Below are 20,895 nucleotides of genomic sequence, written 5' to 3' on the forward strand. Positions count from 1 at the left end.
GCTTCCTCCAGAATGTGGTAATCTTTCGACCCACTCTTTATCTCGGTAACTCCATTCACTATGGCAGGAAACAAACCCTTCAACAAACAGACTGAACCTCGTGAGCGTGATTATCAGGTCGCCGGGTTAAAAGTCCCGCCGCACTCGATTGAAGCGGAACAGTCGGTGTTGGGCGGTTTAATGCTGGATAACGAACGCTGGGACGACGTCGCCGAGCGCGTTGTCGCGGAAGACTTCTATACCCGCCCGCACCGCCATATCTTTACGGAAATGGCGCGTTTGCAGGAGTCGGGCAGCCCTATCGACCTGATTACGCTCGCAGAATCGCTGGAGCGTCTGGGACAGCTCGACAGCGTCGGCGGATTTGCCTATCTGGCAGAACTGTCCAAAAACACGCCAAGTGCCGCGAACATCAGCGCTTACGCTGATATCGTTCGTGAACGTGCCGTTGTCCGCGAGATGATCTCGGTGGCGAATGAGATCGCCGAGGCCGGTTTCGATCCCCAGGGGCGCACCAGCGAAGATCTGCTCGACCTGGCGGAATCCCGCGTCTTTAAAATCGCCGAAAGCCGTGCGAACAAAGACGAAGGCCCGAAAAATATCGCCGATGTGCTCGACGCCACGGTTGCGCGTATTGAGCAGCTTTTCCAGCAGCCGCACGATGGCGTGACGGGGGTGAACACCGGTTATGACGATCTCAACAAGAAAACGGCAGGTCTTCAGCCATCGGATTTGATTATCGTCGCGGCGCGTCCGTCGATGGGTAAAACGACATTTGCGATGAACCTCGTCGAAAACGCGGCGATGTTGCAGGATAAGCCGGTGCTTATCTTCAGTCTTGAGATGCCCTCTGAACAGATCATGATGCGTTCTCTGGCGTCCCTGTCGCGCGTGGATCAGACCCGCATCCGTACCGGCCAGCTGGACGATGAGGACTGGGCGCGCATCTCGGGCACCATGGGGATTTTGCTGGAAAAACGGAACATCTATATCGATGACTCCTCCGGCCTGACGCCGACGGAAGTGCGCTCCCGCGCGCGCCGTATCGCCCGTGAACACGGTGGTATCGGCCTCATCATGATCGACTACCTTCAGCTGATGCGCGTTCCGTCGCTTTCCGACAACCGTACGCTGGAGATTGCCGAGATTTCCCGCTCGCTCAAGGCGTTAGCCAAAGAGCTGCACGTGCCGGTGGTGGCGCTATCGCAGCTTAACCGCTCTCTGGAACAACGTGCAGACAAGCGCCCGGTCAACTCCGACCTGCGTGAATCCGGCTCCATCGAGCAGGATGCCGACTTAATCATGTTCATCTACCGTGATGAGGTTTATCACGAGAACAGCGATCTGAAAGGGATCGCCGAAATTATTATTGGTAAGCAACGTAACGGCCCCATCGGTACGGTACGTCTGACCTTTAACGGCCAGTGGTCGCGTTTCGACAACTATGCCGGTCCTCAATATGATGATGAGTAATTTCTAAGGAATTCAAATGCAAGCGGCAACTGTTGTTATTAACCGCCGCGCTCTGCGACACAACCTGCAACGTCTGCGAGAACTGGCGCCCGCCAGTCAGCTCGTTGCAGTCGTGAAAGCGAACGCTTACGGACACGGTCTTCTTGAGACCGCGCGAACGCTCCCCGATGCCGACGCTTTTGGCGTCGCCCGTCTCGAAGAAGCTCTCCGCCTGCGCGCAGGTGGAATTACGCAACCGATACTGCTCCTGGAAGGCTTTTTTGAAGCCTCGGACCTGCCGACCATTGCCGATCAGCACCTGCACACGGCGGTGCATAACGAAGAACAGCTGGCCGCGCTGGAAACGGCTGAACTGAGCGAGCCGGTCACCGTCTGGATGAAGCTCGACACGGGCATGCACCGTCTGGGCGTGCGGCCGGAAAGCGCGGAGGCGTTTTATCAGCGTCTGAGTCAGTGCAAAAATGTGCGTCAGCCAGTGAATATCGTCAGCCACTTTGCCCGCGCCGATGAGCCTGAATGCGGCGCAACGGAACAGCAGCTTGATATCTTCAACACCTTCTGCGAAGGCAAACCGGGGATGCGCTCCATTGCGGCGTCCGGCGGGATCCTGCTATGGCCGCAGTCGCACTTCGACTGGGCGCGTCCGGGCATCATTCTTTATGGCGTTTCGCCGCTGGAGAACAAACCCTGGGGGCCGGACTTTGGCTTTAAGCCGGTGATGTCGCTGGTTTCAAAGCTGATTGCCGTGCGTGAGCACAAAGCGGGAGAGCCGGTAGGTTACGGCGGCACCTGGATCAGCGAGCGCGATACGCGTCTTGGCGTGGTGGCGATGGGCTACGGTGACGGCTATCCCCGCGCCGCACCAACGGGCACGCCGGTGCTGGTCAACGGTCGCGAAGTAAAGATTGTCGGCCGCGTGGCGATGGACATGATTTGTGTTGATCTGGGGCCCGACGCGCAGGATAAAGCGGGGGACGATGCGGTGATGTGGGGTGAAGGCCTGCCGGTAGAGCGTATTGCTGAAATAACAAAAGTGAGTGCTTACGAACTTATCACGCGCCTTACCTCAAGGGTCGCAATGAAATACGTCGACTAAGCATGAGCGGGATGAGATGCATCCCGCTTCTGTTAACATCCCCTCGATCTTCTTCCGCTTCCGGTTTATTGTTGAATGCCCTGCCTCATAATAATCCGGAGAACATCGCGTGTTTCAGAAAGTAGACGCCTACGCCGGCGACCCTATCCTCTCCTTGATGGAGCGTTTCAAAGAAGATCCTCGCAGCGACAAAGTGAACCTCAGCATTGGTCTTTACTACAACGAAGACGGCATCATTCCTCAGTTGAAAGCCGTTGCCGAAGCTGAAGCGCGTCTGAACGCAACCCCGCACGGTGCTTCGCTTTATCTGCCGATGGAAGGATTAAACACCTACCGCAACACTATCGCGCCGCTGCTGTTTGGTGCGGACCACGCGGTGCTCGCGCAAAAGCGCGTGGCGACTATCCAGACGCTGGGTGGCTCGGGTGCGCTGAAGGTAGGCGCAGATTTCCTGAAAAAGTACTTCCCGGATTCCGGCGTGTGGGTCAGCGACCCGACGTGGGAAAACCACGTTGCGATCTTCGAGGGCGCGGGCTTTAAGGTGGCGACCTATCCGTGGTTCGACAGCGAAACCAACGGCGTGCGCGTTGATGCGCTGCTGGAAAAACTGAACACCCTGCCGGAGCGCAGTATCGTATTGCTGCATCCGTGCTGCCATAATCCGACCGGTGCGGACCTCACCAATGCCCAGTGGGATGCGGTGATCGAGATACTGAAGGCGCGTAACCTGATCCCGTTCCTCGACATCGCCTATCAGGGCTTTGGCGCGGGCATGGAGGAAGACGCCTATGCCATTCGCGCGATTGCCAGCGCGGGGCTTCCCGCTCTGGTCAGCAACTCGTTCTCAAAAATCTTCTCCCTGTACGGCGAGCGCGTTGGCGGCCTGTCCGTGGTGTGTGAAGACGCCGAAGCCGCGGGACGCGTACTCGGTCAGCTGAAAGCGACGGTCCGCCGGATCTACTCCAGCCCGCCGAACTTTGGTGCGCAGGTGGTGGCGACAGTTCTCGGTGACGAAACGCTGAAAGCGTCCTGGCTTGCGGAAGTGGAAGCGATGCGTAAGCGCATCCTGTCGATGCGTCAGGAGCTGGTTAACGTCCTGAAAGAGGCCGTGCCTGGGCATAACTTTGATTATCTTCTCAAGCAACGCGGGATGTTCAGCTACACCGGACTGAGCGCAGCGCAGGTCGATCGCCTGCGCGAAGAGTTCGGTGTCTACCTGATCGCCAGCGGCCGTATGTGCGTGGCGGGTCTGAATGCCAGCAATGTCCAGCGCGTGGCGCAGGCGTTTGCATCCGTAATGTAAGCATTCACTTACTTGCATACTGTATGTAGGCCGGGTAAGGCGTAGCCGCCACCCGGCTTTTTTGTTCGCGTCGGTGCCAGTCATTGCCCGGTGGCGCTTCGCTTACCGGACCTACACGTTTCTTCTGCGCTTTGTGATCGTCTTCTTTTTATTCAGCCCCATAAGTAAAAACTCCTTTCCTTCCCCTACCGCTGGGGTTATGGTCGGATAGTTTTTTGACCATCCGCTCAAAATAAAAAGATAACAAACTGAATATTCAGGGGAAAATATGCGCAAGATCACACTGGCGCTCAGCGCCGCCTGCTTATTGTTCTCGCTTAATAGCGCCGTTGTTGCACGGGCTTCTGCACCCACGCCGCTTTACACCGGCACTACCGCCGCCATTCTTGCCGAACAGGCCCCCATTCACTGGGTTTCAGTGGCACAAATCGAAAATAGCCTGACGGGTCGCCCGCCGATAGCCGTGGGCTTCGATATTGACGATACCGTTCTCTTCTCCAGCCCCGGTTTCTGGCGCGGCAAAAAAACGTACTCCCCGGACAGCGAAGCCTATCTGAAAAACCCGGAATTCTGGGAAAAGATGAACAACGGCTGGGATGAGTTCAGTATCCCGAAAGAGGTTGCCCGCGCGCTGATCGCCATGCACGTAAAGCGCGGCGACAGCATTTACTTCGTGACCGGACGTAGCCAGACCAAAACCGAAACCGTCTCGAAAACGCTACAGGATGATTTCCTGATCCCGGCGGCCAGCATGAACCCGGTCATTTTTGCCGGGGACCAGGAAGGGCAAAACACCAAAACCCAGTGGCTGGAAAAGAAAAATATCAAAGTGTTCTACGGGGATTCAGATAACGACATCACCGCGGCGCAAGACGTGGGAGCCAGAGGCATCAGGGTGCTACGCGCCTCGAACTCCACCTACCGACCGCTGCCGATGGCCGGAAAATTTGGTGAAGAGGTGATCGTTAACTCTGAATACTGATTTATTAACGGCGGGGTGAATGCTTTTTTAAGCAAATCTTGCTGCGCGGGTTTTACCTTTCGCTTTCTTGCTGCACACTTAGAAAGATTCACCTTTCATAATGGAGCAGCACATGTGGTATCAACAGACCCTGACCTTAAGCGCAAAACCACGCGGATTTCACCTTGTGACGGACGAAGTCATCGGGCAAATCCGCGACCTGTCGCGCGTCAAAACGGGTTTGCTGCATCTGCTGCTTCAGCACACGTCTGCTTCTCTCACGCTTAATGAAAATTGCGATCCCACCGTCCGGTCCGACATGGAGCACCATTTTCTGAAGAGCGTCCCGGACAACGCGCCTTATGAGCATGACTATGAGGGGGCGGACGATATGCCTTCGCACATCAAATCCTCTTTGCTGGGCGTCTCGCTGATGCTGCCGGTCCACAACGGACGGCTACAGCTGGGAACGTGGCAGGGGATCTGGCTGGGAGAACATCGCATTCACGGTGGTTCGCGTAAAATTATCGCAACGCTACAAGGGGAATAAAGATGACAATTTCGGAGATACTTCAGTACTGCATGAGCAAGCCGGGTGCGGAACAAAGCGTTCACAGCGACTGGAAAGCCACGCAGATCAAAGTGGGTGATGTGCTGTTCGCGATGGTGAAAGAGGTGGATGCGCGGCCTGCGGCATCACTGAAAACCAGTCCGGAACTGGCCGACTTACTGCGCCAGCAGCACGATGATGTCAGGCCAAGTAAGCATCTGAATAAAGCGCACTGGAGTACGGTGTTTCTCGACGGCTCGCTGCCAGATTCGCAAATTTACTACCTGGTGGATGCGTCGTATCTACAGGCGGTTGAACTGCTGCCGGAAACGATCCGACAGCAGCTCTCCGTGTGACGATTACAGCAACGGTTTGAGGAAGCGCGCGGTGTGCGAGGCTTCGCACTCTGCAACGGTCTCTGGCGTACCGGAGACGAGGATTTCACCGCCGCCGCTGCCGCCTTCCGGGCCGAGATCGACAATCCAGTCAGCGGTTTTAATCACGTCCAGGTTGTGCTCAATCACCACGATGGTGTTGCCCTGATCGCGCAACTGGTGCAGCACGTCCAGCAACTGCTGGATATCCGCAAAGTGCAGGCCGGTGGTCGGCTCATCCAGAATATACAGCGTCTGACCGGTACCGCGTTTGGACAGCTCACGCGCCAGCTTCACGCGCTGCGCTTCACCGCCGGACAGCGTTGTCGCTGACTGCCCCAGACGAATATAGGTCAGACCCACATCCATCAGGGTTTGCAGCTTACGCGCCAGCGCAGGGACGGCGTCAAAGAACTCGCGCGCCTCTTCGATGGTCATATCCAGCACCTCGTGGATGGTCTTGCCTTTGTACTTAATCTCCAGCGTTTCGCGGTTATAACGCTTACCTTTACACTGGTCGCACGGCACGTAGATATCCGGCAGGAAGTGCATCTCAACCTTGATTACGCCGTCGCCCTGGCACGCTTCACAGCGGCCGCCGCGCACGTTAAAGCTGAAACGGCCTGGCGTATAGCCGCGTGAACGCGCTTCCGGCACGCCGGCAAAGAGTTCACGTACGGGCGTAAAGACGCCGGTATAGGTCGCCGGGTTGGAACGCGGCGTACGGCCAATCGGACTCTGATCGATGTCGATAACCTTGTCGAAATGCTCCAGCCCCTGAATGTCGCGGTACGGCGCAGGCTCGGCCAGCGTCGCGCCGTTCAGCGCCGTCTGCGCAATCGGGAACAGCGTATCGTTGATCAGCGTCGATTTACCGGAACCGGACACGCCGGTGATGCAGGTAAACAGCCCGACAGGCAGCGTCAGGGTCACGTCCTTCAGGTTGTTGCCGCGCGCGCCGGTCAGCTTCAGCACTTTTTCCGGGTTCGCCGCCACGCGCTGTTTCGGCACTTCAATTTTGCGCTTGCCGCTCATGTACTGGCCGGTCAGCGACTCGGGCACCGCCATGATGTCTTTCAGCGTCCCTTCCGCGACCACCTGGCCGCCGTGTACGCCTGCGCCCGGGCCGATGTCGATCACGTGGTCCGCGGCGCGGATCGCATCTTCGTCGTGCTCGACCACGATTACCGTGTTGCCGAGGTTACGCAGGTGAACCAGCGTGCCGAGCAGGCGTTCGTTGTCGCGCTGGTGCAGGCCGATAGACGGCTCATCCAGCACGTACATCACGCCGACTAAGCCCGCGCCAATCTGGCTCGCCAGACGGATACGCTGGGCTTCACCGCCGGACAGCGTTTCAGCCGAGCGGGAAAGCGTCAGGTAGTTCAGACCGACGTTCACGAGGAACTTGAGGCGATCGCCGATCTCTTTCAGCACTTTTTCAGCGATTTTTGCGCGCTGACCGGAGAGCTTCAGGTTGTTGAAGAAGTCCATCGCGTGGCCGATGCTCATGTCTGAGATGGTCGGCAGTGCCGTGTTTTCGACAAACACGTGACGCGCTTCGCGACGCAGACGTGTACCCTCGCAGGTGGCGCAGGAGCGGTTGCTGATGAACTTCGCCAGCTCCTCACGCACCGCGCTGGATTCGGTCTCTTTGTAGCGGCGCTCCATGTTGTGCAACACCCCTTCGAACGGGTGGCGACGCACGGAAGTGTCACCGCGATCGTTCATGTACTTGAACTCAATATTCTCTTTGCCGGAACCGAACAGGATCACTTTATGTACGTTCGCGCTCAGGCTGGCCCACGGGGCTTCAACGTCGAACTTATAGTGCTCAGCCAGCGATTTCAGCATCTGGAAGTAGTAAAAATTACGCTTATCCCAGCCGCGAATAGCGCCACCCGCCAGCGACAGTTCCGGGTTTTGGATCACACGGTCCGGGTCGAAATACTGCTGAACGCCCAGGCCGTCACAGGTCGGGCACGCGCCCGCCGGGTTGTTGAACGAGAACAGGCGCGGTTCCAGCTCGCGCATGCTGTAGCCGCAAATCGGGCAGGCAAAGTTGGCGGAGAAGAGCAGCTCTTCCGCTTTCGGGTCGTCCATATCGGAGACCACGGCCGTGCCGCCAGAGAGTTCCAGCGCCGTTTCAAAGGACTCCGCCAGACGCGTCGCCAGATCTTCACGTACCTTAAAGCGGTCAATCACCACTTCGATGGTGTGTTTCTTTTGCAGCTCCAGCTTTGGCGGATCGGACAGGTCACACACTTCGCCGTCGATACGGGCGCGGATATAGCCCTGGCTTGCCAGGTTCTCCAGCGTTTTGGTGTGCTCGCCCTTACGCTCTTTAATGATCGGCGCCAGCAGCATCAGGCGTTTGCCTTCCGGCTGCGACAGTACGTTATCCACCATCTGGCTGACGGTCTGGGCCGCCAGCGGGACGTCGTGGTCCGGGCAGCGCGGCTCGCCCACGCGCGCATACAGCAGACGCAGGTAGTCATGGATTTCGGTAATGGTACCGACCGTGGAGCGCGGGTTATGCGATGTGGATTTCTGCTCAATGGAGATAGCAGGGGACAACCCTTCAATGTGGTCGACATCCGGTTTTTCCATCAGCGACAGGAACTGACGCGCGTACGCCGAGAGCGATTCAACGTAACGACGCTGTCCTTCGGCATACAAAGTGTCGAAAGCCAGTGAGGATTTGCCAGACCCCGAAAGCCCGGTCACGACGATGAGTTTGTCGCGAGGGATTATGAGGTTGATATTCTTGAGATTATGGGTGCGGGCGCCCCGAACTTCGATCTTATCCATTCACCTTTCCCGGTTGGAACACGGATTGCCTGATTTGTTTGAAGGACAAACGGCTGTCAGAAACGGCTAATTATGACACAAAATGACCTGTTTGAATATACAGTATTGGAATGCATTTTCTGATTCACTGTGTAACAATGTCGAGTTCGCGGGAGAACTCTGGAACGTGCTACGCAACTATCAAAGTGCAGCATGGAAATGGTACACTCGCGCGTTTACACTATTAAGAAACGTATTCAGGAGACACGAACATGGCCAGCAGAGGCGTAAACAAGGTGATTCTCGTCGGTAATCTGGGCCAGGACCCGGAAGTACGCTACATGCCGAGTGGTGGCGCAGTTGCCAACATTACGCTGGCTACTTCCGAATCCTGGCGTGATAAAGCGACCGGAGAAATGAAAGAGCAGACCGAATGGCACCGCGTTGTGCTGTTTGGCAAACTGGCCGAAGTGGCCGGTGAGTATCTGCGTAAAGGTTCTCAGGTCTATATCGAAGGCCAGCTGCGTACCCGCAAATGGACCGACCAATCCGGCGCTGAGAAGTACACCACGGAAGTGGTGGTGAATGTGGGCGGCACCATGCAAATGCTGGGTGGCCGTCAGGGCGGTGGCGCACCGGCAGGTGGCGGTCAGAATCAGCAGCAGGGTGGTTGGGGTCAGCCTCAGCAGCCTCAGGGCGGCAACCAGTTCAGCGGTGGCGCGCAGTCCCGTCCGCAGCAGCAGTCTGCTCCGGCACCGTCTAACGAACCGCCAATGGATTTCGACGACGATATCCCGTTCTGATATCCAGACGCGTGAAAAACAAAAAACCCAGACAGTGTCTGGGTTTTTTTATAACAGGCTATCAGGTAATCACCATCGGCCAGTCTGGCGGAGTGTGGCTCATGGCTTCAACCATCACCACTTTAATGTTTTCCCAGACGGCGGCAATGTCTACCAGCGTAATGCCAAGCAAACCTGTCGCGAACCAGCATGCGGCGCCCAACCCTAACAGGGTGCTAATCACAGCAAGACCTGCGTAGTCGGACTTTCGAAACTGAATGTTTAACGTGCTGGCCAGGAACATCAAAACCGCGCTCAACAACGGCCAGCGCAGGAGCACCATGCTGGTGGTAATGGTTGCCATAAAACCCATCCTCGACAAAACAGACGAACTGGAATGAAACAATGTTTCTCGTTACATAAGATGTGTGAACTATATCACATTTGCTGTTTTATTCGCCAGTATCCGCGTGAGGTAAAAGTGGGATTATTGCCGGGGAAAATATATCGTCGTCGCTCAGAACGACGTCTGGTCGGAATTTTTATTTTTATTTCATCCAGATAGTAAAACCTTTGCAAAACGCCATCGGCTGTATAGCGTTTACAGCAGTATATCTATGGATTATGCTTGTGTGGAACAATAAATGTACCCGCAAAAATAATTCATCGCATTGAATCAATTGACTTTTTTGGATTTTGTATTCTTTGTTTTACACTCAGCATGCTCTTTGATTTCGTGGTCTTATTCTTTTATTCAGATATGAATTATTGCGGTTGCTCTCTCGATTAATGACCTGCGAAAAGATAATGAAAGAAAAAAGACGCGAGATTATTAACGACAGCATGCAGGCGCTGCATGCCCTGGCGAAGCTGATGCCGCAACTCAACGCGCAGTGTTCGCCGGTTGAAATGCTGGAAATTATCAACAGCGCACTGGGGGCAAATCTCTCATGGGTCAGTGTCGAATCCGCAGACGGGCCGCGCGTGGTTTGTGCCGGCGACGTGACGTGTCACGCCTTTAACGTGGCGGATTTTCTTGCCAGCACCCTGTTGCAGCGGCATCACCGCGCCTGGCGGGTGATCTACTGGAAAGAGCATATTGGCCGGGCGGTATTTTCCCCTCAGCACCCAGGCTATGCGCGGCTGCAAAGCGGCGTGCTGTGTAAATTCTCAGCGCATGGCAGACAGTGCAGTGGTTATTTCTTTTTGGCTTTTAATGAAAAACTGACCTCGTTGCCGATATTGAAAAATATCGTGGTGGTATTGGTTGAGAAGCTAAAAGATTATTTTGATGACATCATCGTGCGGGAAAAAACGGCGCAGGAAATGCAGCGCGTCGTCACGCAATATAAAACCTTATTTGAGCGTGCTCCGGTATTAATGAACGCCTTTGACAGGCATAACCGGTGTGTATTGTGGAATGCCGAATGCGAAAAAGTCTTTGGCTGGAGTATGACTGAAATCGGCGAGCATCCCGATCCGCTGGCCCTGTTTTACCCGGATCCTGAGGAGCGACAGCGCGTGCAGGAGTCGGTTCGTTTCGCACCACTTAAGGATATGTACGAATGGCACCCGGTGCGTAAAGACGGGACGCAGTTAACCATTCTCTGGTCAAACATCCTTTTACCGGATAACTCCATTCTCAACATTGGCCTGGATATCACCGAACGTAAAAAAGCAGAACAGCAGCTGACCGTCAAAGCCACCACGGACGATCTGACGGGCTGTCTGAATCGCTCGACAATCTTACAGCGTCTCAAAATGGCGCTGGCAGCCAGTTCGCCGCAGGATGTCAGTAGCCACTTCTGTCTCCTGATGTTCGACCTCGATTATTTCAAGCAGATCAACGATCGGTGGGGACATCAGGTTGGCGATGCGGCATTGATTCACTTTTGCGACCGAATTCGCGAGGTGAGCCCGGCCGGGTCGGCGCTGGGACGGGTGGGGGGCGAAGAGTTTGTTCTTCTGCTGGCGCGCACGGATGGTATGGCCGCTACGTTGCTCTCTTCCCGGCTGCGTGCCGCGCTGATCTCAAAACCGCTGCGTGTGGGCGATAAAACGCTGGTACTCTCTTTCAGCGCCGGGGTGGTTGAAGTCTGTCAGGGGCAACGGGATACTTCTGCCATACTGATGCGTGCCGATAAGGCATTATATGACGCCAAGCGTACGGGAAGAGGAAAAACGGTCCTGGCGTCTGATTATTTATAAATCAGCATAAGAACAAAGAGCAGGCTATTTCAGCCAGCGAATTTTCCACACCTGTCGCGGGTAATTATTTTCCTTATCAGAAACGCAATGAATACTTTTAGTTTGGCTTACGGGAAAATATTATCGGCATCACGAATTTTAGGATTTTTAATACCAAAAGTCAGTTGCTAACTTCCCATGATTCATGCAACGTAATCATCTGTTTATCAAAGCAGCCGGTCTTCATTGCTACAGGCGTACAACATGCAGGGATACAGAGCGGGAAATGAATCGTAGCGCGCTGCGCAACATGCTCAAAGTGGTCGGGATTATCATGGTAGTTATGCTGCCGGTGATGCTCGCGCTATGGTTTGCCCAGCTTAGAGCCGTGTCGGAAATCAGCGCCCAGCTGCGCACGTTTGCTGAACTTGCTTTAAACAAAACTGAACGGGTTATTCAACAGGTTGATCTGGCCCGGGAAGACGCGGAAAAATATCAGGGAAAAGTGTGTACGCCGGAGCATCGTCAATATATGTTGAACGTTTCCCGCGGTCGTCTTTTTGTTGCCGATTTAATTTATGCTGAAGGCCAGTCGTTTCTCTGCTCGACCCTTTTTACGCCGGATCATCCTTACACCATTCCCGCTGCCAATTACACACGTAAACCCGACGTTGCTATCTATTATTTTCGCGATACGCCATTTTTTGATGGTTATAAAATGATATATATGCAGCGCGGAAATTATGTCGCAGTGGTCAACCCGCTTTCGTACAGTGAGGTGATGTCAGACGATCGTTCCCTGTCGTGGGGGGTGTATGACACCGTCAGCAATGCATTCTTTTCTGTAAGCCAGAAAGCCAATATTTCTTTATTGCATTCGATGCTTCGACATCAGGAAACGACTTTTCAGAAAGGTGACCGTTTTTATACGATCGTGAAATCCGGGCAGCGGCCGATTGCGGCCATCGTTTCAACCTCCAGCGCCCGTTTTTATAAAACGCTTTATCATCAGGCTACCCTGACGCTACCGCTGGGGATAATTTGCAGCATTATTATTCTGCTGGTGTGGTCGCGTACACACCGTGAATTCAATTCGCCTGGCCGACTTCTGCATCGGGCGCTGAATAAACGCCAGCTGTGCGTCCATTATCAGCCCATTATTGATATTAAAAATAACCAGTGCGTGGGGGCAGAGGCGTTGTTGCGCTGGCCTGGATTCAACGGTCAGGTTATGAGCCCGGCGGAATTTATTCCCCTGGCAGAAAAAGAGGGGATGATTGAGCGCATTACGGATTACGTCGTGGAGGAGGTGTTCAGCGATCTGGGCCATTTTCTTGCCGCTCATCCCGATCTGTATGTCTCGATTAACCTGTCGGCGTCGGATTTTCACTCTTCGCGTCTTATCGCCCTGATCTCCGACAAAGCCCGCTTTTACTCGGTTCGCGCGCAGCAAATCAAAATTGAGGTGACGGAGCGGGGGTTTATTGACGTGCCGAAAACCACGCCGGTCATTCAGGCGTTTCGCCAGGCGGGGTATGAAGTGGCGATTGATGATTTCGGAACCGGCTACTCTAACCTGCATAACCTCTATTCGCTGAACGTCGATATCCTGAAAATCGACAAATCCTTTATCGATACCTTAACCACCAACAGCACCAGCCACCTGATTGCCGAGCACATCATTGAGATGGCGCAAAGCCTGCGGCTGAAAACCATTGCGGAAGGGGTCGAGACGGGGGAGCAGGTGAGCTGGTTACTGAAGCGTGGCGTGCAGTATTGTCAGGGATGGCACTTCGCGAAAGCGATGCCGCCCCAGGCATTTATGGCCTGGCAGCAGCAACCCTTGCGTTAACACGCATTAATTGAGCTGATGGCGGTAGTCGCTCGGCGTACGGTCAAACTCGCGGCGGAAGACGCGGGAAAAGGTCTGCTGCGACACATAGCCCAGATCCATTGCGATATCAAAAATGGGCCGCTGCGTTGAGCGTAACGCCTGCGCCGCCAGCAGGAGCCTGCGCTGGCGAATGTAATCACCCAGCGTTTGATGCATTACGGTGCGGAACATTCTCTGTAAATACCATTTCGAATAGCCCGACTTCTTAGCGACCACATCAATGTTCAACGGCTGGTCGATATGTTCATCAATCCATTCAATAAGTGTCTGAATAATTTGCTGATGCGACATAAGGTTACCCCTCTGTGGAGACATCTGTCCTGGTTGATTCGTCGTTTTCTCTGCGGGGGAGTATAATTCCTCAAGTTAACTTGAGGTAAAGAGGTTTTATGGAAAAGAGATTACCGCGCATCAAAGCGCTGTTAACCCCCGGTGAAGTGGCTAAGCGAAGCGGTGTGGCGGTGTCGGCACTCCACTTCTATGAAAGCAAAGGGTTAATAAAAAGTATCCGTAACGCCGGAAACCAGCGGCGCTACACCCGCGATGTGCTCCGCTACGTGGCGATCATCAAAATTGCGCAACGTATCGGCATTCCTCTGGCCACCATCGGTGACGCGTTCGGCGTATTGCCGGAAGGGCACTCGCTGAGCGCGAAGGAGTGGAAGCAGCTGTCGTCCCAGTGGCGAGAAGAACTGGATCGTCGTATTCACACGCTGGTGGCCCTGCGCGATGAGCTGGACGGCTGCATTGGTTGCGGGTGTTTATCACGCAGCGATTGTCCGCTGCGTAACCCGGGTGACAGGCTGGGCGAGCAGGGAACAGGGGCGCGGTTGCTGGAGGAGGATTGAGAGGTGTTTGCCGGGTGGCGCTTCGCTTACCCGGCCTACGCTCTCGGTTTTGCAGGCCGGGTAAGGCGCAGCCGCCACCCGGCAACAAGCATAAAGAACTAAAGCGCCACTAAGGGCGCTTTAGTTTTTTCCGGTCTTTGTCTTTCTCTCTATCCCGCTGGCTCACGGGAGGGTTTCCCCCGACATCAGTACCCCTCGTGTCGAGCTTGTGGAGGAGGTTCCGGTTTGTACTGACACTTTAATTCTATGCCCGGCCGCCGTTTTTGCCACCGGAGACGGTGAGATTTTAGCCGAATTTTTTTCGTGAAGTTGTTCAGTTTTCTATAGTTAAAAAGTATGAATCACCGGAGAACATCATGCTAACGGTCCACCACCTTAATCAGTCTCGTTCACATCGCGTCCTCTGGGCGCTGGAAGAGCTGGGTCTGACGTATGAGATTGTGCGCTACCAGCGCGAGAAATCCATGCTTGCACCGGATTCGCTCAAAAAAGTGCATCCGCTGGGGAAATCCCCGGTACTGGAAGATAACGGACTGGTGCTGGCCGAATCAGGCGCGATTCTGGAATATCTTCAGGAAACGTACGATTCGGCGTCACGATTCAAACCGTTAGATCCCGCCCATAAAGTGCAGTATCGCTTCTGGCTGCATTACGCCGAAGGGTCTCTGATGCCGCTGCTGTTAATGAAGCTGGTATTCAACAGCCTCGGTAAACCACCCGTCCCGTTTGGCCTGCGCACGCTGGGTAAGGCGCTGGGGCAGGGGGTGCAAAAAGCGTATCTCAACCGCCAGCTGGAAACGCATGCGCGCTTTATTAACGATCATCTTGCAGAAAACAGCTGGTTTGCCGGTGACACGCTGACCATGGCTGATATCCAGATGAGTTTTCCCCTCTTCGCCCTGCTGGCGAGAGGCGGCATCGACAATCTCGACCACATAGCGGCGTGGAAACAGAGAGTGGAGGCACGTCCGGGCTGGCAGACAACGCTTGCGAAAGGCGGCCCGCTGACGATCCCCGGCGAGGGATGAAATGTAACGAAATTGCGCATGGACGATAACGTTTGCGCATCCTCTGCTTAATTCTTCATCGTCATGAGGCAATTTTAGCGAAAAACGAGAAAGTTCAGTTGAAAAGGGCGGGTATTAGGCTAGATAATCGTTTGCCTACATTTGACCACCCGTTTTGTAAGCGCGGAGCTAAACGTTTGCTTTTTTTGTGACGCCCCTTTCGTCGCAAACGCAGCACAAGGATTTGACGTTTCGCTGGCAGTGGAGTCTCCACCACGCTTACGGACTTTCAATAAAAATTTTCAGGGGATGTTTTCTATGTCTACGCCATCTGCGCGTACCGGCGGTTCACTTGACGCCATGTTTAAAATTTCTGCTCGCGGCAGCACCGTGCGCCAGGAAGTTGTTGCCGGTCTGACCACGTTTCTGGCGATGGTGTACTCCGTCATCGTGGTGCCGGGCATGCTCGGCAAAGCGGGCTTCCCGCCAGCGGCGGTCTTCGTTGCCACCTGCCTGGTTGCGGGTGTGGGTTCGATTGTGATGGGCCTGTGGGCGAACCTGCCTCTGGCGATCGGGTGCGCCATCTCCCTGACCGCGTTCACCGCCTTCAGCCTGGTGCTGGGCCAGCATATCAGCGTCCCGGTAGCGCTCGGCGCCGTGTTCCTGATGGGCGTGCTGTTCACCGTGATTTCAGCGACCGGCATTCGTAGCTGGATTTTGCGCAACCTGCCGCAGGGCGTGGCGCACGGCACCGGCATCGGTATTGGCCTGTTCCTGCTGCTGATCGCTGCCAACGGCGTGGGTCTGGTCATCAAGAACCCGCTGGACGGCCTGCCGGTTGCGCTGGGTAACTTCGCGAGCTTCCCGGTGATCATGTCGCTGGTGGGTCTGGCGGTGATCATTGGCCTGGAAAAACTGAAAGTGCCGGGCGGCATTCTGCTGACCATTATCGGCGTGTCCATCGTCGGCCTGATCTTCGACCCGACCGTTCATTTCTCCGGGATTTTCGCCATGCCGTCGCTGAGCGATGACAACGGCAACTCCCTGATTGGCAGCCTGGATATTGTGGGCGCGCTGAACCCGGTGATCCTGCCAAGCGTGCTGGCGCTGGTAATGACCGCGGTGTTTGACGCCACCGGCACCATCCGCGCGGTGGCCGGTCAGGCGAACCTGCTGGATAAAGACGGACAGATTATTGACGGCGGCAAAGCGCTGACCACCGACTCCCTGAGCAGCGTCTTCTCTGGCCTGGTGGGTGCGGCGCCTGCGGCGGTGTACATTGAGTCCGCAGCGGGTACGGCGGCAGGCGGTAAAACCGGCCTGACGGCCATCACCGTTGGCGTACTGTTCCTGCTGATCCTGTTCCTCTCTCCGCTCTCTTATCTGGTGCCAGCTTACGCGACCGCACCTGCGCTGATGTACGTCGGCCTGCTGATGCTGAGCAACGTGGCGAAAATCGACTTCGCGGATTTTGTTGATGCCATGTCCGGCCTGATCACTGCGGTATTCATCGTGCTGACCTGTAACATCGTGACCGGCATTATGATCGGTTTCGCCTCGCTGGTGATTGGGCGTCTGGTTTCCGGTGAGTGGCGTAAGCTGAACATCGGGACCGTGTTCATCGCCGTTGCGCTGGTCGCGTTCTACGCGGGCGGCTGGGCCATCTGAATTGACTTTTTATGCGAAAACGGGTGGCTCAGGCCGCCCGTTTTTATTTTCAGGACTCATCCTGTTGCCTTTTACGTTACTCTGGAGAGGATAGAATAAGAGGCACGACGCCTCAGGTTTGGCATATAAGAAACACAGCAAACAGGGAACGCATGGAAATTTTCTTCACAATACTCATCATGACCCTTGTGGTCTCATTATCCGGGGTGGTTACACGCGTACTGCCCTTCCAGGTCCCCCTGCCTTTAATGCAAATAGCTATCGGTGCGCTGCTGGCGTGGCCGACGTTCGGTCTGCACGTGGAGTTCGATCCGGAACTGTTCCTCGTGCTGTTTATCCCGCCGCTGCTGTTTGCCGATGGCTGGAAAACGCCGACGCGCGAATTTCTGGAGCACGGGCGAGAGATCTTCGGCCTGGCGCTGGCGCTGGTGGTGGTTACCGTGGTCGGGATTGGTTTTCTGATCTACTGGGCCGTACCGGGGATCCCGCTCATACCCGCTTTTGCGCTGGCTGCCGTGCTGTCGCCTACCGACGCCGTGGCGCTGTCCGGCATTGTGGGCGAAGGGCGCATTCCAAAGAAAATCATGGGCATTTTGCAGGGCGAGGCGCTGATGAACGACGCCTCTGGCCTGGTCGCCCTGAAGTTTGCCGTGGCGGTTGCCATGGGCACCATGGTCTTTACCGTCGGCGGCGCGACCCTGGAATTCTTCAAGGTGGCGATTGGCGGTATCCTTGCGGGCTTCGTCGTGAGCTGGCTGTACGGACGCTCGCTGCGCTTCCTCAGCCGCTGGGGTGGCGACGAACCCGCTACGCAGATCGTCCTGCTGTTCCTGCTGCCGTTTGCCTCTTACCTGATCGCCGAACACATCGGCGTGTCGGGTATTCTGGCGGCGGTAGCCGCGGGGATGACCATCACCCGCTCCGGCGTAATGCGCCGCGCGCCGCTGGCGATGCGCCTGCGTGCGAACAGTACCTGGGCCATGCTCGAGTTTGTGTTTAACGGCATGGTGTTCCTGCTGTTGGGCCTGCAACTGCCGGGCATTATGGAATCCTCGCTGATTGCGGCCGAAGCGGATCCAAACGTTGAAGTCTGGATGCTGTTTACCGATATCGTGCTCATCTACCTTGCGCTGATGCTGGTGCGTTTCGGCTGGCTGTGGACGATGAAGAAATTCAGCGTTCGCTTCCTGACCAAAAAGCCGATGGAGTTCGGCTCGTGGACCACGCGCGAGCTGCTGATTGCCTCTTTCGCGGGCGTTCGCGGGGCGATCACCCTTGCTGGTGTGCTCTCCATTCCTCTGCTGCTGCCGACGGGCGACGTCTTCCCGGCGCGCTACGAGCTGGTGTTCCTGGCGGCGGGCGTGATCCTCTTCTCGCTGTTTGTCGGCGTGATTATGCTGCCGATTCTGCTGCAACATATTGACGCGGGGGACTCCTCGCAGCAGCACAAAGAAGAGCGGATTGCCCGTGCGGCGACGGCGGAAGTGGCCATTGTCGCCATCGAGAAGATGGAAGAGCGTCTGGCCGCCGATGCCGAAGAGAACATTGATAACCAGCTGCTGAAGGAAGTCAGTTCACGCGTGATCGGTAATTTGCGTCGCCGTGCTGACGGACGTAACGACGTGGAAAGTTCGTTGCAGGAAGAGAACCTCGAACGCCGTTTCCGCCTGGCGGCGCTGCGCTCCGAGCGTGCCGAGCTGTATCACCTGCGCGCGACGCGGCAGATCAGCAACGAGACGCTGCAAAAGCTGCTGCACGATCTGGACCTGCTGGAAGCGTTGTTGATAGAGAATCAGTAGCGCTGTAATTGCCCGGTGGCGCTGCGCTTACCGGGCCTACGTGCTCGATCGGTTCCCTCTCCCTGTGGGAGAGGGTTAGGGTGAGGGTACCCAAAACCCCTCACAGCATTGCAACCACGCCTGCGCGCTGTGCGACAGATAGACCCCTTCACGCCAGATCATCCCCAGCTGCCAGTGCAGGTCGCTCTCCAGCGGGATCCAGCGCAGCGTATTTTTATCCAGCCGCTCGCAGATCGGCTGCGGCAGAATGGCAATCCCCACGCCCGCCTGTACCATCGCCGCCAGAAAATCCCACTGGCCGCTGCGCACCGCAATGCGCGGCTTCACGTTATGCTGGTTAAACAGCGCCATCAGCTGGCGGCTTAAGGCGAAATCTTCGTTGTAGATCAGCAGCGGGTGTTCACCGAGCAACTCGGGTTTCACCGAGTCTATCCTAAGCCAGTCGCCGGAGCGGGGCACCAGCACGCACAGCGGGTGGCTAAAGAGCGGCAGCGTCGCCAGTCCGCTCTCCTCCTCAACAGGGAGCGCGGTCATCGCCACGTCCAGTTCGCCGTTCATCACCGCCTGCTGCACGGTCAGGCCGCCAAATTCAGCAATTTTTAGCTCAACGCCGGGATAGCGCTGACGAAACAGGCTTATCGGGCCGGCCATCATCATGCCGACCATCGGCGGAATACCGAGCCGCAGCAGCCCTTTTGTCAGATGGTTGATGTCCCCAAGCTCGGCCTCCAGCTGGCGGAACTCCGCCAGAATTGCCAGCCCGCGCTCGAACACCACGCGACCGGTATCGGTCAGCAGTAGCTTGCGTCCGTCGCGGATCAGCAGGGTACAGTTCAGCTCATCTTCGAGGTTTTTCAGCATCTTGCTGATGGTTGGCTGGGTTACGAATAACTTCTCCGCTGCGCGGGTAAAACTTTGCTGGCGAACCACCTCGACAAAATAGCGCAGCGTTCTTATGTCCATGATTATTCCTCGAAACTATACCTTCGATGATTTTAATTCATTTCAGTCGATACCGTACGCTCACTATACTGGCGCCTCGTCTCATTTCTGAGGAAAACCCCCATGGCCGTGGCGTTAAGCCGTGTTACGCCTGCCGTTGTTCAACGACTCCAGGTACCGGTTCAGGTACTGCTTTACGCGGGACTGTTTGTTTTCGCGGAATATCTTGTCGACTGGCTGCATCTGCCTTTACCCGCCAACCTGGTGGGGATGGTGCTGTTGCTGACGCTGATCCTCTGTCGCGCGTTGCCCCTTAGCTGGGTGCGGGCCGGCGCACGCTGGCTGCTGGCGGAGATGCTGCTGTTCTTTGTGCCGGCCGTGGTGGCGGTGGTGAACTATGCCCAGCTGCTGATGGTCGACGGCTGGCGCATCTTTGCGGTTATCGCCCTGAGCACGCTGATGGTGCTGGGTGCCACCGCCTGGGTGGTGGATAAAGTGTATCGCTTTGAAATCAGCAGGCAGACGCATGACTAACTTTCAGATAAGCGTGCTGTGCCTGATTGCGACAGTCGTCATCTACTTTGCCAACAAGCGCCTGTATCGCCGCTTTCGCGCGCTGCCGCTGATGCCGCTGGTCTTTACGCCGATCCTGCTGGTGCTGATGCTGGTCTTCGGCCATATCTCCTGGCAGAACTACATTGGCGAATCCCACTGGCTACTGTGGCTGCTCGGCCCGGCGACCATCGCCTTCGCCGTACCCGTTTATGACAACCTCGCTATTATCCGACGCCACTGGATGTCGCTCGGCGCGGGCGTCGTCACCGCGACGGTGGTGGCGGTGTGCAGCTCGGTCTGGCTGGCGCGGCTGTTTACCCTGTCGGATGAAATCCAGCGCAGCCTGGCGGTGCGTTCGGTGACCACGCCGTTTGCGCTGGCAGCCGCCAAACCGCTCGGTGGCCAGCCGGATCTGGTGGCGCTGTTTGTGGTGGTGACGGGCGTCTTCGGCATGGCAGTGGGGGATGTGCTGTTTCTGCGGCTTTCCATTCGCGAAGGGATGGCGAAAGGCGCGGGGTTTGGCGCGGCGTCGCACGGGGCGGGGACGGCACGTTCGTATGAGCTGGGACAGCAGGAGGGCGTGGTCGCGAGCCTGGTGATGATGCTTTCGGGCGTCACGATGGTGCTGATTGCGCCGCTGGTGGCGTGGGTGATGTTTTAAGCTCCCCG

The 20,895-nt window shown here is 56.1% G+C and carries 19 protein-coding genes; 15 read left to right on the top strand and 4 right to left on the bottom strand.

Annotation, left to right across the window (positions count from 1 at the left end):
• The first annotated feature begins 60 nt into the window (after positions 1-60).
• From dnaB to LOC22_RS12420, 6 genes are all read left to right on the top strand, one after another.
• The gene (dnaB, locus tag LOC22_RS12395; RefSeq protein WP_003860298.1) at positions 61-1,473 is read left to right on the top strand and encodes a replicative DNA helicase; all 1,413 of its coding nucleotides are present in this window, start codon (positions 61-63) and stop codon (positions 1,471-1,473) included.
• A 16-nt stretch (positions 1,474-1,489) separates the two neighbouring features.
• Positions 1,490-2,569, top strand: coding sequence for an alanine racemase (gene alr / locus LOC22_RS12400; RefSeq protein ID WP_032646875.1), 1,080 nt, complete (start codon positions 1,490-1,492; stop codon positions 2,567-2,569).
• A 109-nt stretch (positions 2,570-2,678) separates the two neighbouring features.
• Positions 2,679-3,872, top strand: coding sequence for an aromatic amino acid transaminase (tyrB, locus tag LOC22_RS12405; protein WP_017382625.1), 1,194 nt, complete (start codon positions 2,679-2,681; stop codon positions 3,870-3,872).
• 268 nt (positions 3,873-4,140) lie between these two features.
• Positions 4,141-4,854, top strand: a complete 714-nt coding sequence (aphA, locus tag LOC22_RS12410) for an acid phosphatase AphA (protein ID WP_017382626.1) — start codon at positions 4,141-4,143, stop codon at positions 4,852-4,854.
• Between the two features lie 112 nt (positions 4,855-4,966).
• A complete protein-coding gene (locus tag LOC22_RS12415) occupies positions 4,967-5,383 on the top strand; it encodes a secondary thiamine-phosphate synthase enzyme YjbQ (RefSeq protein WP_017382627.1) in 417 nt (138 codons plus the stop codon).
• Between the two features lie 2 nt (positions 5,384-5,385).
• On the top strand, positions 5,386-5,739 hold the full coding sequence (locus LOC22_RS12420; RefSeq protein WP_017382628.1) for an MmcQ/YjbR family DNA-binding protein: 354 nt from the start codon (positions 5,386-5,388) through the stop codon (positions 5,737-5,739).
• 3 nt (positions 5,740-5,742) lie between these two features.
• Here the strand turns inward: LOC22_RS12420 and uvrA are convergent, their stop codons facing one another.
• On the bottom strand, positions 5,743-8,565 hold the full coding sequence (gene uvrA, locus LOC22_RS12425; protein ID WP_015570187.1) for an excinuclease ABC subunit UvrA: 2,823 nt from the start codon (positions 8,563-8,565) through the stop codon (positions 5,743-5,745).
• Between the two features lie 251 nt (positions 8,566-8,816).
• Between uvrA and ssb1 the strand changes: the two genes are divergently transcribed.
• The gene (ssb1, locus tag LOC22_RS12430; RefSeq protein WP_006177466.1) at positions 8,817-9,347 is read left to right on the top strand and encodes a single-stranded DNA-binding protein SSB1; all 531 of its coding nucleotides are present in this window, start codon (positions 8,817-8,819) and stop codon (positions 9,345-9,347) included.
• A gap of 61 nt (positions 9,348-9,408) precedes the next feature.
• On the opposite strand, the gene LOC22_RS12435 is transcribed toward ssb1, so the two are convergent.
• Positions 9,409-9,690 (bottom strand): YjcB family protein, encoded by a 282-nt coding sequence (locus LOC22_RS12435; protein ID WP_003860282.1) that lies wholly within the window; start codon positions 9,688-9,690, stop codon positions 9,409-9,411.
• A gap of 443 nt (positions 9,691-10,133) precedes the next feature.
• Between LOC22_RS12435 and LOC22_RS12440 the strand changes: the two genes are divergently transcribed.
• Together LOC22_RS12440 and LOC22_RS12445 are read left to right on the top strand one after the other, a co-directional pair.
• Positions 10,134-11,534, top strand: coding sequence for a sensor domain-containing diguanylate cyclase (locus LOC22_RS12440; protein ID WP_230238936.1), 1,401 nt, complete (start codon positions 10,134-10,136; stop codon positions 11,532-11,534).
• A gap of 265 nt (positions 11,535-11,799) precedes the next feature.
• A complete protein-coding gene (locus LOC22_RS12445) occupies positions 11,800-13,365 on the top strand; it encodes an EAL domain-containing protein (RefSeq protein ID WP_015570189.1) in 1,566 nt (521 codons plus the stop codon).
• 6 nt (positions 13,366-13,371) lie between these two features.
• Here LOC22_RS12445 and soxS read toward each other — a convergent pair whose 3' ends face one another.
• Positions 13,372-13,698 carry a superoxide response transcriptional regulator SoxS gene (soxS, locus tag LOC22_RS12450; RefSeq protein WP_003860277.1) on the bottom strand — a complete coding sequence of 109 codons (327 nt, stop codon included), beginning with the start codon at positions 13,696-13,698 and terminating at the stop codon, positions 13,372-13,374.
• 98 nt (positions 13,699-13,796) lie between these two features.
• Here soxS and soxR point away from each other — a divergent pair, with 98 nt between their 5' ends.
• The 4 genes from soxR to LOC22_RS12470 all read left to right on the top strand — a co-directional run bounded on the left by soxR (position 13,797) and on the right by LOC22_RS12470 (position 18,729).
• Positions 13,797-14,255, top strand: coding sequence for a redox-sensitive transcriptional activator SoxR (gene soxR, locus LOC22_RS12455; RefSeq protein WP_003860275.1), 459 nt, complete (start codon positions 13,797-13,799; stop codon positions 14,253-14,255).
• 356 nt (positions 14,256-14,611) lie between these two features.
• On the top strand, positions 14,612-15,283 hold the full coding sequence (locus LOC22_RS12460) for a glutathione S-transferase family protein (protein ID WP_017694715.1): 672 nt from the start codon (positions 14,612-14,614) through the stop codon (positions 15,281-15,283).
• 297 nt (positions 15,284-15,580) lie between these two features.
• The gene (gene ghxP, locus LOC22_RS12465; protein WP_230238937.1) at positions 15,581-16,930 is read left to right on the top strand and encodes an NCS2 family permease; all 1,350 of its coding nucleotides are present in this window, start codon (positions 15,581-15,583) and stop codon (positions 16,928-16,930) included.
• 152 nt (positions 16,931-17,082) lie between these two features.
• Entirely contained in the window at positions 17,083-18,729 is a 1,647-nt protein-coding gene (locus LOC22_RS12470) for a Na+/H+ antiporter (RefSeq protein WP_003860270.1), read from the top strand.
• A gap of 75 nt (positions 18,730-18,804) precedes the next feature.
• Here the strand turns inward: LOC22_RS12470 and LOC22_RS12475 are convergent, their stop codons facing one another.
• Positions 18,805-19,692 (bottom strand): LysR family transcriptional regulator, encoded by an 888-nt coding sequence (locus LOC22_RS12475; RefSeq protein WP_048973988.1) that lies wholly within the window; start codon positions 19,690-19,692, stop codon positions 18,805-18,807.
• 102 nt (positions 19,693-19,794) lie between these two features.
• On the opposite strand from LOC22_RS12475, the gene LOC22_RS12480 reads away from it, so the two are divergent.
• Positions 19,795-20,205: a CidA/LrgA family protein gene (locus LOC22_RS12480; RefSeq protein WP_032668810.1), complete on the top strand. Its 411-nt coding sequence runs from the start codon at positions 19,795-19,797 to the stop codon at positions 20,203-20,205.
• Complete coding sequence (locus LOC22_RS12485; protein WP_017382633.1) at positions 20,198-20,887, top strand: LrgB family protein; 690 nt, start codon at positions 20,198-20,200, stop codon at positions 20,885-20,887. The genes LOC22_RS12480 and LOC22_RS12485 overlap by 8 nt, the downstream gene beginning before the upstream one ends.
• The last annotated feature ends 8 nt before the right edge of the window (positions 20,888-20,895 follow it).

The sequence above is a fragment of the Enterobacter sp. AN-K1 genome, from assembly GCF_020971765.1.
Classification (GTDB): domain Bacteria; phylum Pseudomonadota; class Gammaproteobacteria; order Enterobacterales; family Enterobacteriaceae; genus Enterobacter; species Enterobacter hormaechei_C.

What these genes read in the sequence shown, in the direction of transcription:
- dnaB (WP_003860298.1), top strand. Translation starts at nt 61, where the DNA reads ATGGCAGGAAACAAACCCTTCAACAAACAGACTGAACCTCGTGAGCGT.
- alr (WP_032646875.1), top strand. Translation starts at nt 1,490, where the DNA reads ATGCAAGCGGCAACTGTTGTTATTAACCGCCGCGCTCTGCGACACAAC.
- aphA (WP_017382626.1), top strand. Translation starts at nt 4,141, where the DNA reads ATGCGCAAGATCACACTGGCGCTCAGCGCCGCCTGCTTATTGTTCTCG.
- LOC22_RS12415 (WP_017382627.1), top strand. Translation starts at nt 4,967, where the DNA reads ATGTGGTATCAACAGACCCTGACCTTAAGCGCAAAACCACGCGGATTT.
- LOC22_RS12420 (WP_017382628.1), top strand. Translation starts at nt 5,386, where the DNA reads ATGACAATTTCGGAGATACTTCAGTACTGCATGAGCAAGCCGGGTGCG.
- uvrA (WP_015570187.1), bottom strand. Translation starts at nt 8,565, where the DNA reads ATGGATAAGATCGAAGTTCGGGGCGCCCGCACCCATAATCTCAAGAAT.
- ssb1 (WP_006177466.1), top strand. Translation starts at nt 8,817, where the DNA reads ATGGCCAGCAGAGGCGTAAACAAGGTGATTCTCGTCGGTAATCTGGGC.
- LOC22_RS12435 (WP_003860282.1), bottom strand. Translation starts at nt 9,690, where the DNA reads ATGGCAACCATTACCACCAGCATGGTGCTCCTGCGCTGGCCGTTGTTG.
- LOC22_RS12440 (WP_230238936.1), top strand. Translation starts at nt 10,134, where the DNA reads ATGAAAGAAAAAAGACGCGAGATTATTAACGACAGCATGCAGGCGCTG.
- LOC22_RS12445 (WP_015570189.1), top strand. Translation starts at nt 11,800, where the DNA reads ATGAATCGTAGCGCGCTGCGCAACATGCTCAAAGTGGTCGGGATTATC.
- soxS (WP_003860277.1), bottom strand. Translation starts at nt 13,698, where the DNA reads ATGTCGCATCAGCAAATTATTCAGACACTTATTGAATGGATTGATGAA.
- soxR (WP_003860275.1), top strand. Translation starts at nt 13,797, where the DNA reads ATGGAAAAGAGATTACCGCGCATCAAAGCGCTGTTAACCCCCGGTGAA.
- LOC22_RS12460 (WP_017694715.1), top strand. Translation starts at nt 14,612, where the DNA reads ATGCTAACGGTCCACCACCTTAATCAGTCTCGTTCACATCGCGTCCTC.
- ghxP (WP_230238937.1), top strand. Translation starts at nt 15,581, where the DNA reads ATGTCTACGCCATCTGCGCGTACCGGCGGTTCACTTGACGCCATGTTT.
- LOC22_RS12470 (WP_003860270.1), top strand. Translation starts at nt 17,083, where the DNA reads ATGGAAATTTTCTTCACAATACTCATCATGACCCTTGTGGTCTCATTA.
- LOC22_RS12475 (WP_048973988.1), bottom strand. Translation starts at nt 19,692, where the DNA reads ATGGACATAAGAACGCTGCGCTATTTTGTCGAGGTGGTTCGCCAGCAA.
- LOC22_RS12480 (WP_032668810.1), top strand. Translation starts at nt 19,795, where the DNA reads ATGGCCGTGGCGTTAAGCCGTGTTACGCCTGCCGTTGTTCAACGACTC.
- LOC22_RS12485 (WP_017382633.1), top strand. Translation starts at nt 20,198, where the DNA reads ATGACTAACTTTCAGATAAGCGTGCTGTGCCTGATTGCGACAGTCGTC.